Here is a 16,429-nt window from a genome sequence, read left to right on the forward strand (position 1 = left end):
ACTGTTACCATAATAAATGCAACAATAGCATCTATGGTAGCAGGAAAACCGAGTACGGCTATTTTAGATAAAAAAGCAAATATGATATCAAAGAAAATACCTGCAAATACCCATTCTTTTAACCTAAGCAACCTGTTAGGCGTTAAAAGAACCGCGATGCCCGCAAGTTTGGCAACACCAAGGATGTAGATGAAGTGCGGAGGATATCCCAATTTTAAGGTTATGTCCCATACAAACTGGTTTTTGGTAAGTTCGCCAAATCCGCTTGCTGCAAACCATAATGAAGTTAATGCTACTCCTATCCAATAGATTGTTTTTACTGTTTTTGTTGTCATGATATGTAGTTTTTGAGTTGTTTGATGGCTCAAAATTGTAGCAAAAACAACGAATTTTTAAGCACTTTCAGGACGAAGCAGACAAACAAACCTGCCGGTTGGACAATTCGGCCCTCTGACCATTAAATGAAAAAATACTACAACCATACATGCCTTTTATTACTTTCAATTTTGAGTGTTTTAAACCGGTTTATAGCCGACTGGAAGAGGCAGCTGCTTTCCATGCATAGCTTATTGGATTCTACCTCCATAACCTTACAGAAATCTTCAAAAAAAATTAAAATTTAGTTATGCGAAGGGTAACACGCCCCCAATGGGCCAAAATCATACAGGATCACGAAATTCTCGTCCAGATAAAGAGCAAAATGTAAAAAACATCTTTAGGCTGGTTATTGGGCCGATAGATGCAAAATATATCAGTGCCATACATTACGTTTCATTCATCCCATAAAATCCTTAAATTTAGATTTTAATAAAGGCAAATTTCCGGAACGTAGATGAAAAAGCTTTTTATCCTATTAGGCTGTTTGCTTTCAATATCCAATATTGCTCTTTCACAGCTCACTTTTGACCATCTGACGGTCGCCAACGGCCTGTCGCAAAGTACCGTGCTCTCTTTTTGTAAAGATAGTCGTGGCTACATTTGGATTGGCACCCGCGACCGCCTTAACCGTTATGATGCAAGCAATATTAAAATTTATAATCACTCGTACAAAGAACTGGGCAGCATAAGCTGTAACGACTATGTGTTTTCCGTATTTGAAGACCGTGCTAAAAACCTGTGGGTGGGCACTGTAAGAGGGCTTAACCGATATATTCCTGAAACAGATTCTTTTGAACATATTTTGAAGGACAGCGCTAATCTCAGTAGCTTAAGCGATAATAATATTCATTGCATTTTCCAGGACCATCTTGGTCAAATTTGGGTAGGCACTAACAACGGCTTAAACATGACAGCCTCGCCAAGCTCCAGAAAGTTTACTCATTTTTTTAAGGCCGATGCAAAACATCCGGGCCTTGCCGGAAACGAGATCCAAACCATATACGAAGACCACGCCAATAACCTTTGGATAGGAACTGTGTATGGGCTAACCAAAATGGCCCTTATAAATGGCAGGTATATATTCACATCGTTTGTTAAAGCCGAAACAAACCCCAATAGTTTAAGCGGTAATTCTGTACAGGCGATTACCGAAGATACCAAACACAGGCTATGGGTGGGTACGCAAAGCGGAGGTTTAAGTCTTTACCATCCAGAAACCGGTACATTTACCAGCCTTAAGCATGACGCTTTTAACAGCAAAAGTTTAAGCAGTAATGACGTGCGCACTATTATGGTTGATAAGCAAAATAAGCTTTGGGTAGGCACCATTAACGGCTTAAATATTTATGACCCGGCAAGCGGTTCTTTTACTTTTTATGACCACGATACCGAAAATCAAAATAGCTTAAGCAATAATTCTATTAAAGACATTTACCTTGATAAAACAGGTACTATTTGGATCGGCACTATGTATGGGGGCATTAATATTGTACACCCATACAGTATTCCGTTTAAGATATACCGCTCCAACAAATTCAAGAACAGCATAAGCGGCAATACAGTAAGCCCAATCATTGCTGATGCAAAAGATAATTTATGGATAGGCACAGATGGTAACGGGTTAAACTATCTTGATAAAACTAAAGGCCAGTTTATAAATTACGCCAACATCCCTGGGAACAAGGGCAGTATTGCAACCAATTATGTCAAATCACTTTATATAGATAAGGAAAACAATTTATGGATCGGTTTTCACCAGGGAGGGCTTGACTTTTTGGACCCATCAAAACACGTTTTTAAGCATCATGTTCATGATCCTGCCAACCCATTTTCCATCAGCGGTGATATCGTTAGCTGTACACTTGAAGATAGCCAGAACAGGTTTTGGATAGGCACTTCCCTGGGGTTGAATATTTTTGATAAAAAGCAGCAGCAGTTCCGCACTTATATTACCGACCCGGCCCATCCTATCCGCTTAAGTACAATTGCCGTAAGGTGCATTTATGAAGATTCGAAGCACAATATTTGGGTGGGCACAACCATTGGCCTTAATATTTTAAAAAATCATTCATCGGCATTTACCGCGTTTAAAGTTGACGAACGCGATGATAATAGCCTAAAAGCCAGTTATATTAATTGTATTATGGAGGATAAGGCCGGTACCGTGTGGATAGGATCCTATCACGGTGGATTGAGCAGGTACGACGCGAAAACAAATAAATTTAAAACCTACACATCAGCCCAGGGTTTACCAACAGATAATGTTTTAAAAATTGAACAGGCCAATGACGGCGCATTGTGGATCAGTACAGATAACGGCCTCGCAAGGTTTGATCAAAAAACCGAAAAGTTTAAAACATTTACTGTTAAAGACGGCCTGCCCATCAATGAATTTAACGCCAACTCTTCTTTCAAAGATCTCAACGGCGATATTTATTTCGGAACCTACAACGGCCTGGTAAGCTTTAATCCTAAAGATGTAAAGGAGAATAACTATGCTGCACCTGTGTTATTTACCGGGTTAAAGTTATTTAATGAACCTGTACAAATAAGCGATAAAACTGGTTTGCTTAAACAGGATATCAGCTTAACGCGGCAAATAACTTTTAATCATGATCAAAACGTTTTCAGTTTAAATTTCACCTCGTTAAACTACAACACGCCCGAGCGCAATAAATTCATGTACAAGCTGGATGGCTTTGAAAAAAACTGGAACCTGGTTAGCATACCTTCCGCCACCTACACCAACCTGCCTGCCGGTGATTATGACTTTTTAGTACGCGGCAGTAACAGCGATGGCTTGTGGAATAAACATACCGCATCCTTACATATAATTATACTGCCGCCTGTTTGGAAAACATGGTGGGCATACTTTATCTATTTCCTCATATTTTCCGGCCTGCTCTATTTGGTAGTACGCTTTTTCAGGAAACAGGCAAAACTGGAGCGCGATCTGTTTTATGAGCACTTAAACCGCGAAAAGCAACAGGAAATTTACCAGTTAAAGGTTGATTTTTTCACCAAGGTATCTCACGAGATCCGTACACCACTGAGCCTGATCCTGGCCCCCGTCGAAAAAATAATGGAGCAGGCAACAGATAATCCCGTTATCAACAGGCAATTGGGCCTTGTAAAACAAAGCACTGACAGATTATTAAGACTGGTTAATGAACTATTGGATTTCCGTAAAGTTGAGAGTGGGAATACCCGGCTAAGCATTGGGGAATATGATATTGTTAAATTTTGCCGGGAGGTTTTTGAGCCGTTTACACAATTGGCTGTTGCTAATAATATCAATTATCAATTTAATACCGCGATTGATTCCGCATCGCTTTATTTTGATTACCAACAGTTTGAAAAGGTATTGTATAACGTGTTGTCAAACGCCTTCAAATTTACACCGGCTGGCGGTGAAATAACGTTGGCTATTGAGCCCGGTCATGAACATATCGATATCGTTGTAACTGATAACGGCACCGGTATCTCTGCCAATGCACTGCCCAACATTTTTGCAACTTTTTATCAGGACAATAAGGCATCAAAATCACAGGGATGGGGAATTGGATTGGCATTGGCTAAAAATATAATGGAACTTCATAAAGGTGATATAGCAGTTAAATCAATCCCCAAAACGGCACAACGATCCGGGTATACCACGTTTATCATTTCTTTATTAAAAGGCAATACACATTTTTCTGAGCAGGAAGTGTCAAATACCGTTTACAGCGATGATGATCTGCAAACAGACGATATGATAACTCCGTCGCCAGGTGTAAAAACGCTTTTACCCGATTCACAGAAAGAGCGCGCGGTGATTTTGGTTGTTGAAGATAATGATGACCTTCGCAAATTTATCAGGGAAACACTCGGTGGTTTATACACTGTTCATGAAGCCGTGAATGGTGCCGACGGCTGGGAAACAGCTACTAATTTAATTCCGGATCTAATTATTAGTGATGTGGCCATGCCTGTAATGGATGGATTTGAGCTATGCGCCAGGATCAAATCCGACGAGAGGACCAATCATATTCCGTTTATCATGCTTACTGCTAAGGTAGCACAATCGCACCTTGTAAACGGGTTGAAAACCGGGGCCGATGTTTATATAACCAAGCCATTTAGCGTACAGGTGTTAGAACTGAACATTTGCAACCTACTGCAGGCACGTGAGCGCATGCGCCAAAAATATGCCGGGCAGATAACACTCATGCCCCAGGACAAACTCATTGAATCGCCGGACGTGGTTTTTCTGAACAAGCTGATGCAAATAGTTGAACAGCACATCGAAGATCCCGGCTTTGACGTTAACCGGCTTGTTAAAGAAATTGGCATGAGCCAAACCGTGCTGTACCGGAAAGTTAAAGCCCTAACCGATTTAACCCTTGTTGATTTTATTAAAACCACACGTTTAAAACAGGCCGCACTTTTGCTGGCTCAAAATAAATTAAGTATAGCCGAAGTAGCCTATTCGGTTGGTTTTAACGACCGCAAATATTTCAGCCGTGAATTTAAGAAGCAGTTTGGCAAAGCACCGGCCGATTATATCCTGAACAACCCCGCTTCTCATGGCGAGCCAATTGACGGTTGATTTTAATTCCAAGAATCGTCAATTGAATATTATTTACCCCCAAACAGGCGAATTTTTACCCCCTTCTGCCAATTAAGCCATACCATATTTGCGTAAGGCGAATCCTCCATTATCTGTTCCTTATAGACTGCCATCTTTTCAATACGTATTCGTCCCCTTGAATCATGTATGTATTTGTATAATCTGTACCGTTATGACAGCGTTCTCTCCACAATTATCATCACAGGAAAGCATTACAGATGATCTGTTGCTATTGTTCAGTACCGAGCTTTCCGCGGTTAAAAGTAAAGATCAGCTAAAAGCTATCATTGATACCTGGTTAAAAGATATACTGCTCTTTAGCCACTCAACCATATTCATCATCAAGCCTGGCGAAGGCCTTTTGTTTGATTTTTTACCACAGTGCAGCACGCCTATCAATCACTACCCATTAAGGTCAACACTCCAAATTAATGGGCTCAGAGGCCCGGTAGCCGACACGGGCCAATTTTCATCTTCGCCCGATATACATGAATTTATGGCTCCGGAAATGGCTTCTCACTTTAAAGAAGGGCTAATAATTTCGCTTAATCGGGGCGATAAACCAATTGGTTTTTGGGTAATGGTTTACAGCGGCAGCACAACAACCGCACGGGAGCAGCAAATGCTCATCCGTTTAATTGCCAACCAGTTCACCATCGTAACACAAATGCTGTTGGCAGAAGAAACTACTATTGAGCGGGAGGCGGAAGCGGAAATTATCCAGTCGTTAAATATTGATTTTGCCTCGATAAAAGAAAAAAAGGACCTGCTCAAAATCATTCACTTTAAGTTAAAAAGGTTGTTTGAGTTCGGGCATCAATGGGTAGCCGTCATCAATGAAGATCAGCTCACCATGACCTCTTTTTTACAGGATGAACATTCAGGAGCAAAGGACCATCCTAAATATCAGCAGGTGATCAATACCCAATACACCACCAATGATAAGATATTTAATAAAGTACTTTTATCAAAGGAACCCTTTGTTTTTGACCTGAAGCAACTTTCTGAGCGTGCGGAATTGCCCGAATACCTGGAGATACTTTATGAAAGCGGTATTAGCAAAGTAGTTATGGTTAGCCTGCAGGTGGGTGTGCGTATTGTTGGCGTTTGGGCTATCTGTTTGGCTGAGGATCAGGCTATAGATGACAGACAGCTTAACCTCATCAGCGGAATTGCCAATCAATTATCTATCGCTGTAGATAACATTGCCATCAATCAGGCCATAAAACAAAAGGAAACTGAGGCCGGATCATTGCTTAAATTGAGCTATGACATCAGCACCATTCGTAATAAAAAAGACCTTGTCAGGGTTATCAATACTGATTTACGCAAGATATTCGATTTTGAAAGTATCCTCATTTTTATGTTGAATGGTGAATACGATCAGGGCTCTTTTATCCTTTCATCTGAGCCCGGCCATAACGCCGCTAAACCGGATGGCCCATCTAATATCAACCAAAACACCTTAAACTGTTTGAGCAAAGTACTGCAAACCGAGGGCGCACAGGTGTTTGATATGGAACAACTGTACTACCAGGAAACAAGTCCTGAATACGTAAAACAGGAGTTTAAAAACGGGATAAAAGAAAAAGTTGCCGTTAGCTTAAAAGATGGTGATAACTACCTGGGCGTATTCTGTGTAAACTCAAGCGTAAAAGGAGGGTATACCGATCACGACCTTGAGCTTATTAAAGGAGTTGCTTACCAGATCTCAACCGCTGTTTCAAACATTATTGCCAATGAAGAGATTTCAAGGCGTGAAGCTGAACGGGAACTGCTACTATCATTAAGTATCGATATCGGCGCAATAAAGAATACTAACGAGCTTTTATTTATGATAAACAATCGGTTTAAGAAGATGCTCGGTTTTACGCATACCGCTATCATTACTATCAACAAAGAGCGTTCGACTGTAAACGCGTTTTTAAAAGATCCGGAATCCAAAAGCAGAAATCATCCCCGTTATGAAGAACTGAGCAGATCCGGTTTCCCCGCAAACGATGGGATCCTAAATAAAGTGATCAATCAATCTAAACCCATACTGATCGATCTGAACAAATTCGGTCAGGATGCAGAACTTCCGCTATACATGAAAGTAAACCAGGAAAGCGGAATAAAACAAGCAGTGGTAGTGCGGCTTTCAAAAGGTGTTGAGATTTATGGTTTCTGGCTTATCTTCTATGAAAATGAATGTATCAACTATACCAACAAACTTAATTTAATTGAAAGTTTAGCCAACCACATCTCCGTTGCGGTACTTAACATTATTGCCGACGAAAAGATCAATCACCAGCTTAATGAGATCAACAACTACAAACAACAACTTGAAGAAGAAAAAACATACCTGCGCGAAGAACTGGAAACATCGCATAATTATGCCGAGATCATAGGTGATAGCCCCGCCATGCAGCGAACATTTAAACTGGTAGCACAGGTAGCCCCCTCAGACAGTACTGTGCTCATCCTCGGCGAAACAGGCACAGGTAAAGAACTTATAGCGCGAGCGATCCACAATAATTCGCCCCGCAAAAACAAAATGATGATAAAGGTTAACTGCGCGGCGTTACCTGCAAATTTAATTGAAAGCGAATTATTTGGTCATGAACGGGGCAGCTTTACAGGTGCCACAGACAGGCGATTAGGTAAGTTTGAGCTTGCCAACGGAGGCACCCTGTTCCTTGACGAAATTGGGGAAATACCAATTGACCTTCAAGCCAAACTATTGCGTGCCCTGCAGGAACGGGAAATTGAAAGGATTGGCGGCAAAGGTGTTATTAAAGTTGATGTAAGGATTATAGTGGCAACTAACAGGCAATTGGAAAAGGAAATGGAGGAAGGCCGTTTCCGCAGCGACCTGTATTATCGCCTTAACATTTTCCCCATTGAGATACCACCCTTAAGGCAACGAAAAGAGGATATTTCCTTACTGGCTACACACTTCATTAATCGTTTTGCAAAAAAGGCGGGCCGCAAAATTAAGACGATCAGTAAAAAAGCACTCCTTGATATGCAGGCGTATAATTGGCCGGGAAACATCAGGGAGATGGAACACCTTATTGAGCGGAGCATCCTGTTATCAAAAGGAGATTCATTAAAAACTATACATCTGTCTACCCTCAAGATTGGGATGCCTGCGGCGAAAGAAAAAAAGGAATTTGAGGTCAGGACCATTGATGAAAATGAACGCGCGCACATCATTGAGATCCTTAAATATTGCAATGGCAGGATTGGCGGCTTTAGAGGGGCTGCTGAATTACTTGATGTGCCGGCAAGCACCCTGTTTTCAAAAATGAAGAAACTGGGTATTAAAAGAAATGCTGTTACCGATTATTAACACCCTAAACCGAAATCTGGGGTTTGCTATAAAACCATTAAGTAATACCATTATCTGTAATGATGAAAATCAAACTATTGATTGCTGACTACCATGTTACAGAAGCCATTCATCTTAAAATAATACTGCAAAAAGCGGGCTATGCAGTTTGCGCAATAGCCCGCTCAATACCGGCGGCTTTAAACATTGTCAGGGATGAAAGTCCCCAAATGGTTTTATTGGATATTAATTTCAAGGGGCAAGGTTCAGGTATCCACCTTGCCCACACCTTAAGCGAAAAAGAGATAGCATTTATTTACCTTTCAGCAAATGCAAACCAGCTTACACTAAACATTGCCAAACAAACCGGTGCTCATGGCATTTTGGCAAAACCTTTTCGCAAAAATGATGCACTGCTCATGCTTGGGGTAGCCGCATATCTGCAAAAAACACTCAAGCCCAACCAGGTTTTGCCTTCAACATCTTTTGACCCGGAAGGGCCGGAATTTGCAAACATCGTGGGTAAAAGCAAAACCTTTTTAAATGCCCTGGAAAAGGTTAAGCTGGCAGGGAGCTCTGATATACCTGTACTTATATACGGAGAAAACGGAACTGGAAAGGAATTGATTGCAAGGGCTATGCACGCGCTGTCGGTACGAAAAGATGCCCCGCTTATAGTGATCAATTGTGCAACACTGTCACCGGGGCTGATTGAGTTGGAAATGTATGGTTATGAAAATAATCCATTTACCGGCATGCCAGAGAAACGGATAGGCAAGCTTGAGCAGGCCAACGGAGGTACCATTTTACTGGATGAAATTGCAGAACTCCCTATAACCATTCAGGCCAAGTTTTTACAGGTGCTGCTAAATCATAAGATCAAATCAATTGGCGGCAAAAAACACGTTATCAACGTGCGCGTAATTGCTACTACAAACCATAAACTGGAATATGAAATAGAATGCGGTCGTTTCCGCATGGATTTATACTATTATCTTAATGTTGCACCAATTACTTTGCCTGCGCTTAGGGAGCGAAAAGAGGACATTACGCTATTGGCAAAACACTTTGTTGATGTATTTGCAACCAAAGCAAACAAACGGATCATGGGCCTATCAGACGAGGCGCTCACTGCCCTTAATAATCACTCATGGCCAGGAAATATCAGGGAGCTAAAAAACCTGATGGAAAGGTGCGTATTGTTAACCAACGGCAATATAATTGACACCGTTTTTCTTCCTCCGGGCAAGGATACGAATAATTAAAAAATGGTATTGTTCATTTCCTTTAAACAGATTAATACCATCCTCAATCCTATTAGCCTTCGTTAAAATCATCGGCAATTATTGCAACGACAATAAACGTATCTGCGAAATCCCGTTACGGCAACCTTTGCTAACAAACAACAAACACCTAACAATCAACAACTTAAAACAGTGGCATAATTATTACCTCGTAGCAATTGTATTGAACCTAACTCTCGATATGCCAAAACGCGATGAATAAAATAAAAACTTTTACATACAGCCTCAACCTTGCCCGGTCCCGCTCGCCTATAATTAGGTTGTCTGATTTGTCCAAGCCTTTGCCTGTTTTGTCCATGTTGGAACATATAACAGCAGGCTAATTTTGAAATGTTAAAACAATTGAAACAAGCACGGCTAAATAAAATAAAAAACATGAATAACAGATTTATAAACTTCATCGCAAGCCTTGAGCAACAAGGAAAAACGGCAGTAAGGTATGGTATTGTAATTGTATTTATTTGGATAGGGGCACTCAAATTTTTCACTTATGAGGCAGATGGCATTGTTCCATTTGTAGCAAACAGCCCTTTCATGGCTGAGTTCTATAATCATCCTGATCAATATAAGAAACACATTAACCCCGAAGGTGCGCTGGTAACCGCTAACCACCAATGGCACCAGGAAAATAATACTTACGGCTTTTCCATTGGTTTGGGCATATTTCTGATAGCAGTTGGCCTGCTTGTAGCCCTGTATAAAGTACTGCCGCTGCCAAGTTTAGTTGCAAGTATGCTGGTATTTGGGATGACACTTGGCACACTGTCCTTTTTAATAACTACGCCCGAAAGCTGGGTACCCCACCTAGGCGATAGCGAATGGGGCTTTCCCTACCTGTCGGGCAGGGGTAGGCTGGTGCTTAAAGACATTGTGATACTTGCCGGCTCCATATTAACCATGAGTGAAACCGCTCAGCTATATCTGAAAAAATTAAAATCAAAATAAAGTTAACACACCATAATATATTATATGAAAACTATAACAGTACCAACATTTGAGCAGGTAAGTCCTGAAACTCAGGTTTTGTTTGAGCAAATAAAAAAACGCGTAGGTAAGGTTCCAAACCTTTATGCAACTATAGGCTATTCGGCCCATGCGCTTAAAGCATTTCTTGATTTTGAGGGAGCTTTAAACCAGGGTGCATTTAATGGAAAAGAACGGGAAGCCATAGCGCTGGTAGTTTCTGAAATAAACCACTGTGAATACTGCTTGGCAGGTCATACCCTGGCAGCTATCAGAAACGGGTTATCACAGGCAGATACTATAGCTATCAGAAAAGGTGCAGTTGCCGACTCAAGGCTTGACGCGATAATTAAACTCGCAAAGTCGGTTACAGAAACCAAGGGCCATCCCGAAGAACAATATCTCGAAATATTTTACAATGCAGGTTTTGATGAAGCAGCGCTGATGGAGCTTATCGGTTTGGTTACCGTTAGGGTATTTACAAATTACGTGTTTGCCACTACTAACATCCCGGTTGATTTTCCTGCCGCGCCGGCATTAAACTAACATTTTAATCACCACCATTAACCTCATATGAACAACAACGGAGTAATTATTCGCCGAAGCCCATTGCCCGTGAAAGAGACCATTGATAAGATAGCAGAGGCTTTATCCAAAAACGGTGCAATCATTTATACAAGGATAAACCAGCAGACCGAAGCTGATAAAGCCGGTATCCGACTTAATCCATTGGAGTTTATTCTTTTTGGTAACCCCAAACGTGGCGGTGAAGTGATGCAGGAAAATCCCGTAGCAGCGCTTGACCTGCCCTTAAAGATCATTGCCTGGCAGGACGATGACCTTAAAACATGGGTTTACTACAACGATGCTGTTTACCTGCAATCAAGATTTTCATTAAGCAACGAGGTAACGGAGTTAATTGATATGGATCCGGTTGTGATCAGGATCCTGCAACAATAAAAGTTCCCTGCATACAAAATTTAATCATGGACAATATAAATAATGAAATGGTTACTGAAACCATATCCGACAGTTCGAAACTGATCATAGCCGATCAGTTTCTGAAAGCTTTAAGAAATAAAGACTGGGACCTACTCCGTAATATCATAACAGAAGATATCTCCTGGACATTGCCTGGCGACAGCATCATATCGGGTAAAGTTACAGGAGCCAGTGCCGTGATCAAAGTAGCAAAGATCATCATGAGTTTTGGCGTTGCATTGAAATTAGATCACTATCTGGTGGCATTAAAAGGGGTAGCATTATCACTTCATAGTGAGGCAGGCCGTAACGGGCTTAAACTTGATCAGTCACTCGCTATAATATGCTCCATATCTGGCGGCAAAATTAAAGCCATAAATACCTGCCTTTTGGATGCCGCACAGGCAAACGCCTTTTTTACCACACAAAACATGGACCTGCGCGAAACCATGCTGATACTTGATGACAAACCAGAGCCTGTAACCAACGATGAAAGCGAAAAGTTTGCATTGGCCAATACATTTATTAACTCCCTTAAAAATAATGATTGGGATGCAATGCGTTCAATCATGTTTGAAAACCTTATCTGGACACTTCCCGGCACAAGTATATTATCAGGTCCGGCAACGGGGGTTAACGCGGTAATAAAAAGGGCCAAATCACTAAAACAATTTGGGGTCATGTTCCAACTACAACATATTCTTTATGGCATGCATGGGTTTACCCTGTTGCTGCATAACACGGCCAAACGCGGTGAGCTGATCCTGGACGAACATGTAGCCATAGTATTTGATGTAAAGGATGGAAAAATTGAAGCCATGACCACCCACCTTTCAGATGTTGAGGGAATTGAACAGTTTTTTGTTCCCTGCATAATTGATTAACCCTTGCACAGTAACTAACACATCATTAAATCAACATTATCAATTCATAAAGACTTATTACCATGAAAAAATACATGTTTCTTTTATCCCTGATAACCATAGTTTTAGCAGGCACTGCATCGGCACAAAAAAAAGCTAACGACATCCCGGTTCCTAAATTAACAACGACCGATGCAAGCCTTTCAAAGGCTCAAAATGATCAGATGATGCATGCAGGGCTCATGTTTTATGCTTTTTGGAACACAGGCAATGAAAAGTATCTGCACGAAGCGGTATCGATGGATTTTCATGATAATACCTTGCCCGAAGGTCGCCCGCAGGGGTTTAAAGGGATCTTATTTGCATCCGCAAATTTTAGAAAAGCAGTTCCTGATTTGCACTGTAGCGTGGAGGACATCATTATCTCTAAAGACAAAATAACCTGCCGCCAGATATATACCGGTCATAATACCGGGCCAATAGGTGATCATGCAGCATCAGGTAAACCTATACGCTTTATTGCCATTGATATTTTGCATGTAAAAAACGGCAAAGTATATGAAGACTGGCACCTGGAAGATAACCTTACCTTTTTAAAAGAAGCGGGGATTGTAAAGTAGCTCCAAAATATTCAGCTACAAGGCAACGCGCTTTAAATAAAATAAATAAACAAAGTAAAATTTATGAACGATCGGATTAAAGTAGGAATCATTGGAGTAAGTGCAGACAGAGGCTGGGCAACGGTTGCCCACATTCCTGCTATTAAATCATTACCCCAATTTAAATTAGCCGCTATCAGTAACCGCCACCCCGACCAGGCTATCGCCGCCGGCAAAGCTTATGATGTACTTCATACCTATCATAGCACGGATGAGTTGGTGAACAGCGAAGATGTTGACCTTGTTGTGGTAACTGTTAAAGTGCCTCAGCATAAAACGGTTGTGGAGGCCGCTATTAACGCGGGCAAGAATATTTATTGCGAATGGCCGCTGGGCAATGGCCTTGCCGAGGCGGAGGAACTTGCACAAAAAGCGAAGGAAAAGGGCATATATGGCGTAGTTGGTTTACAATCGCGCGCGGTTCCGGCCATTAATTTTATTAAGGACCTGGTAAAAGGCGGCTACGTTGGCGAAGTGTTATCAACCACACTTGTCGGTTCCGGCATTTATTATGGTGCCTTTACCGATCAAACTACCGCTTACGCTATGGATGCTAAAAACGGCGCTGGAATGATTTATTCAACATTCGGTAACAGCATCGACGCGCTATGTTATTGCCTGGGTGAGTTTCAGGAATTGAACGCAACTGCCATCAATCGCCGTAAAGTAACAACCGTGGTAGAAACCGGCGAAGAGATCCCGATGACAGTTTTTGACCAGATAGCTGTTACCGGTGTATTGGAAAGCGGCGCGGTTGCAACGGCACATTTCCGTGGTGGTATGTTTAAGGGAACTAACTTTTTTTGGGAGATAAACGGTACTAAGGGCGATTTGTTGATAACAGCCGATGGAGGGCATCCCGGTGTGTTTGAACTAACCATTAAAGGCGGACAAGACAATGCTTTAGCCGTGATACCTGTACCCGAAAAATATTTTAACGTTAACATGGAGCCGAAGCAGGGGCCTGCCTATAACATAGCCGAAAACTATGCCCGGCTCGGCAGCGATCTGTTAGAAGGCACACACCTGAGCGCGACTTTTGAAGACGCCGTTGTACGCCACCGGATGATCAGCGCGATAGAAGTTGCCGCTGCAACCGGCCAAAGACAAACCTATCTTAAATAACATCTTAATAAACAAAATGAAACAAAAGATTGTAAAAACCACCGAAGGGCAACGAATTAATGTACTTGGTGATAACCAGGTATTAAAACTAACAGGCAAGGATACCGACGGGCAATTTGCAGTTATAATACAAAACCTGCCTCCTGGTATTGGTGTACCAAAACACATTCATAGTAATGATGATGAGCATTTTCACTTATTGGAAGGCGAAATACATTTTGAAGTTGGCAACGAGGAGTATACTTTAAAAGCTGGCGACATGATCTTTCTGCCCCGCCACATTCCCCACTCCTTACGTGTAGCGGGCGACAAAACGGCCGTAGTAAGGCTTACCATTGTACCGGCCGGTGCCGAAGAAATGTTCATAGAACTGGATAAACTGCCCGCCGGGCCGCCAGACATGGGAACGGTCACCGAAATATGCGGAAGATATGGAGTAAGCTTCGTTCAATAAAGGTTTCACAAACCCATGCATTGGTACCCTTTGGGTACCAATGCCTATTGTTAGCATAATTAACGTCCTCAACCCAATACTGTGTATCGCTTTCCATGCTCCAGCACCATATCGGCAAGCATCGGGTATTTAAACTTAACCATATGAAACATATATTGTCAATCACAGCGGTTCTTTTAACTGCGGCCGGTCAAAAGGCTCAATCTCAACAGCCGGTGCCAACACCAATCTCAGTTATTTCGGAGCAGGCGGTGCATTACAAAACCATCAATGTAAACGGCATCAACATTTTTTACCGGGAAGCGGGCCCCAAAAATGGCCCGGTAATATTACTGATGCATGGTTTCCCTACCTCCTCTTTTATGTTCAGGAACCTTATACCCATGTTAAGCGACAAATTCCATGTGATAGCACCTGATTTACCTGGCTTTGGTTTTTCGGATTTTCCGCCCCGCGAAAAATATCAGTACACTTTTGATAACCTGGCTAATACCATGCAAGGCTTCATCGAGCAAATGGAGCTTAAACATTTTGCCATTTATATTTTTGATTATGGCGCTCCCGTAGGCTTACGGCTGGCACTTCACAATCCTGAAAAAATAACGGGGATAATTACGCAAAATGGTAACGCTTACAAGGAAGGCCTGCTGGATTGGGCGAATGGCCTTGTACAAGCCTTTTGGGCAGATGGTTCAAAGAAAAACCGGGATGCGGTGCGAAAATTCTTTTCGGTAGAGGCGACTAATTTCCAATACCATCAGGGTGTTTCTGATAAAACGCTGATTGCTCCTGAAACTATTTTATTGGATCAGCACCTGATGGACAGGCCTGACAATATTGAGATGCAACTTGATCTGTTGCGGGACTATCGTACCAATATTGAGCTTTATCCCGCGTTTCAGGAATACTTCAGGAAGTATAAACCAAAGATCCTGGCAGTTTGGGGTTCTAACGATCCTTATTTCTCTCCGGCGGGAGCCGAAGCTTACAAAAAAGATGACCCTAATACAACCGTGAAACTTTATGATACCGGGCATTTTGCCCTGGAAACCAATGTGAAAGAGATTGGAGCGGATGTATATAATTTCCTTTCAAACCTTTAAAAGGCTTTGATCCCGGTTTTTGTGACTTAATGAAACTAACTAAAAATCCATATCATGAACGCACAACAATTAAACAACATCAGTCGCCGCAAATTCCTGGGCGCAGCTGGTACTTTGGCGGCAGGCCTGTGGCTTGCACCTAAAAATCTTTTTGCATTTAACCAGGCCGCAAGCCCTGTAGTAACCATCATCAATGCCGCGAAAACCGCAAAGGTAACGGTAACGCCATTGCGTAAAAACATCAGTATGCTGGAGGGTTCGGGCGGCAATATTGCCGTATTGAATGGCCCACAGGGTAAACTGATGGTTGATGGTGGTATCGGTGTTTCCAAAGTCGATGTTCTGGAAGCTTTAAATTCAATCAGTGCAAACCCTATTAAGTTTTTAATCAATAGCCATTGGCATTTTGATCATACTTTTGGAAATGAGTGGCTTCATGGCGAAGGTGCCACCATCATAGCACAGGACGTAACGAAAAAGCATCTCGAAAATACAATAAGGGTTGATGATTGGAATTATACATTTCCTCCTCTTCCCGAAGCGGCCTTACCAACCGTGCTTTATAAAAACGAACATAAAATAAGTTTTAATGGTGAAACCGTTCACATTAACACTTATAAACCGGCCCATACTGACGCCGATTCATCTATTCATTTTGCCAATGCTGATATTTTACA

At 41.8% G+C, this 16,429-nt stretch carries 13 protein-coding genes; 12 read left to right on the forward strand and 1 reads right to left on the reverse strand.

Annotated elements, in window-relative coordinates; translation table 11 throughout:
- On the reverse strand, positions 1–335 hold a 335-nt coding region (locus tag VF500_RS26455; protein WP_330862540.1), incomplete at its 3' end, for a DoxX family protein.
- Positions 336–832: 497 nt separating this feature from the next.
- Here VF500_RS26455 and VF500_RS26460 point away from each other — a divergent pair.
- The 12 genes from VF500_RS26460 to VF500_RS26515 form a co-directional block, all read left to right on the forward strand.
- Positions 833–4,966 carry a hybrid sensor histidine kinase/response regulator transcription factor gene (locus tag VF500_RS26460; protein ID WP_330862541.1) on the forward strand — a complete coding sequence of 1,378 codons (4,134 nt, stop codon included), beginning with the start codon at positions 833–835 and terminating at the stop codon, positions 4,964–4,966.
- A gap of 193 nt (positions 4,967–5,159) precedes the next feature.
- Positions 5,160–8,321 carry a sigma 54-interacting transcriptional regulator gene (locus VF500_RS26465; protein ID WP_330862542.1) on the forward strand — a complete coding sequence of 1,054 codons (3,162 nt, stop codon included), beginning with the start codon at positions 5,160–5,162 and terminating at the stop codon, positions 8,319–8,321.
- A 62-nt stretch (positions 8,322–8,383) separates the two neighbouring features.
- Positions 8,384–9,565: a sigma-54 dependent transcriptional regulator gene (locus VF500_RS26470; protein ID WP_330862543.1), complete on the forward strand. Its 1,182-nt coding sequence runs from the start codon at positions 8,384–8,386 to the stop codon at positions 9,563–9,565.
- 414 nt (positions 9,566–9,979) lie between these two features.
- Entirely contained in the window at positions 9,980–10,549 is a 570-nt protein-coding gene (locus VF500_RS26475) for a DUF417 family protein (RefSeq protein ID WP_330862544.1), read from the forward strand.
- 24 nt (positions 10,550–10,573) lie between these two features.
- Positions 10,574–11,113 carry a carboxymuconolactone decarboxylase family protein gene (locus VF500_RS26480; protein WP_330862545.1) on the forward strand — a complete coding sequence of 180 codons (540 nt, stop codon included), beginning with the start codon at positions 10,574–10,576 and terminating at the stop codon, positions 11,111–11,113.
- 27 nt (positions 11,114–11,140) lie between these two features.
- Complete coding sequence (locus tag VF500_RS26485; RefSeq protein WP_330862546.1) at positions 11,141–11,527, forward strand: DUF302 domain-containing protein; 387 nt, start codon at positions 11,141–11,143, stop codon at positions 11,525–11,527.
- A 26-nt stretch (positions 11,528–11,553) separates the two neighbouring features.
- Positions 11,554–12,432: a hypothetical protein gene (locus VF500_RS26490; RefSeq protein WP_330862547.1), complete on the forward strand. Its 879-nt coding sequence runs from the start codon at positions 11,554–11,556 to the stop codon at positions 12,430–12,432.
- Between the two features lie 62 nt (positions 12,433–12,494).
- Positions 12,495–13,031: an ester cyclase gene (locus VF500_RS26495; RefSeq protein WP_330862548.1), complete on the forward strand. Its 537-nt coding sequence runs from the start codon at positions 12,495–12,497 to the stop codon at positions 13,029–13,031.
- A 63-nt stretch (positions 13,032–13,094) separates the two neighbouring features.
- Complete coding sequence (locus tag VF500_RS26500) at positions 13,095–14,195, forward strand: Gfo/Idh/MocA family oxidoreductase (RefSeq protein WP_330862549.1); 1,101 nt, start codon at positions 13,095–13,097, stop codon at positions 14,193–14,195.
- A 16-nt stretch (positions 14,196–14,211) separates the two neighbouring features.
- Positions 14,212–14,649, forward strand: coding sequence for a cupin domain-containing protein (locus VF500_RS26505; protein WP_330862550.1), 438 nt, complete (start codon positions 14,212–14,214; stop codon positions 14,647–14,649).
- 143 nt (positions 14,650–14,792) lie between these two features.
- Entirely contained in the window at positions 14,793–15,752 is a 960-nt protein-coding gene (locus VF500_RS26510; protein ID WP_330862551.1) for an alpha/beta hydrolase, read from the forward strand.
- A gap of 54 nt (positions 15,753–15,806) precedes the next feature.
- The coding region (locus VF500_RS26515) for an MBL fold metallo-hydrolase (protein ID WP_330862552.1) at positions 15,807–16,429 on the forward strand (623 nt) is incomplete at its 3' end.

It is taken from the genome of Mucilaginibacter sp., from assembly GCF_036383575.1.
Lineage (GTDB): Bacteria > Bacteroidota > Bacteroidia > Sphingobacteriales > Sphingobacteriaceae > Mucilaginibacter.

Bases quoted from the DNA above. Each gene is read 5' to 3' on its own strand.
- VF500_RS26495 (WP_330862548.1), top strand. From the start codon at position 12,495: ATGAAAAAATACATGTTTCTTTTATCCCTGATAACCATAGTTTTAGCA.
- VF500_RS26500 (WP_330862549.1), top strand. From the start codon at position 13,095: ATGAACGATCGGATTAAAGTAGGAATCATTGGAGTAAGTGCAGACAGA.
- VF500_RS26505 (WP_330862550.1), top strand. From the start codon at position 14,212: ATGAAACAAAAGATTGTAAAAACCACCGAAGGGCAACGAATTAATGTA.
- VF500_RS26465 (WP_330862542.1), top strand. From the start codon at position 5,160: ATGACAGCGTTCTCTCCACAATTATCATCACAGGAAAGCATTACAGAT.
- VF500_RS26480 (WP_330862545.1), top strand. From the start codon at position 10,574: ATGAAAACTATAACAGTACCAACATTTGAGCAGGTAAGTCCTGAAACT.
- VF500_RS26460 (WP_330862541.1), top strand. From the start codon at position 833: ATGAAAAAGCTTTTTATCCTATTAGGCTGTTTGCTTTCAATATCCAAT.
- VF500_RS26470 (WP_330862543.1), top strand. From the start codon at position 8,384: ATGAAAATCAAACTATTGATTGCTGACTACCATGTTACAGAAGCCATT.
- VF500_RS26490 (WP_330862547.1), top strand. From the start codon at position 11,554: ATGGACAATATAAATAATGAAATGGTTACTGAAACCATATCCGACAGT.
- VF500_RS26485 (WP_330862546.1), top strand. From the start codon at position 11,141: ATGAACAACAACGGAGTAATTATTCGCCGAAGCCCATTGCCCGTGAAA.
- VF500_RS26510 (WP_330862551.1), top strand. From the start codon at position 14,793: ATGAAACATATATTGTCAATCACAGCGGTTCTTTTAACTGCGGCCGGT.
- VF500_RS26475 (WP_330862544.1), top strand. From the start codon at position 9,980: ATGAATAACAGATTTATAAACTTCATCGCAAGCCTTGAGCAACAAGGA.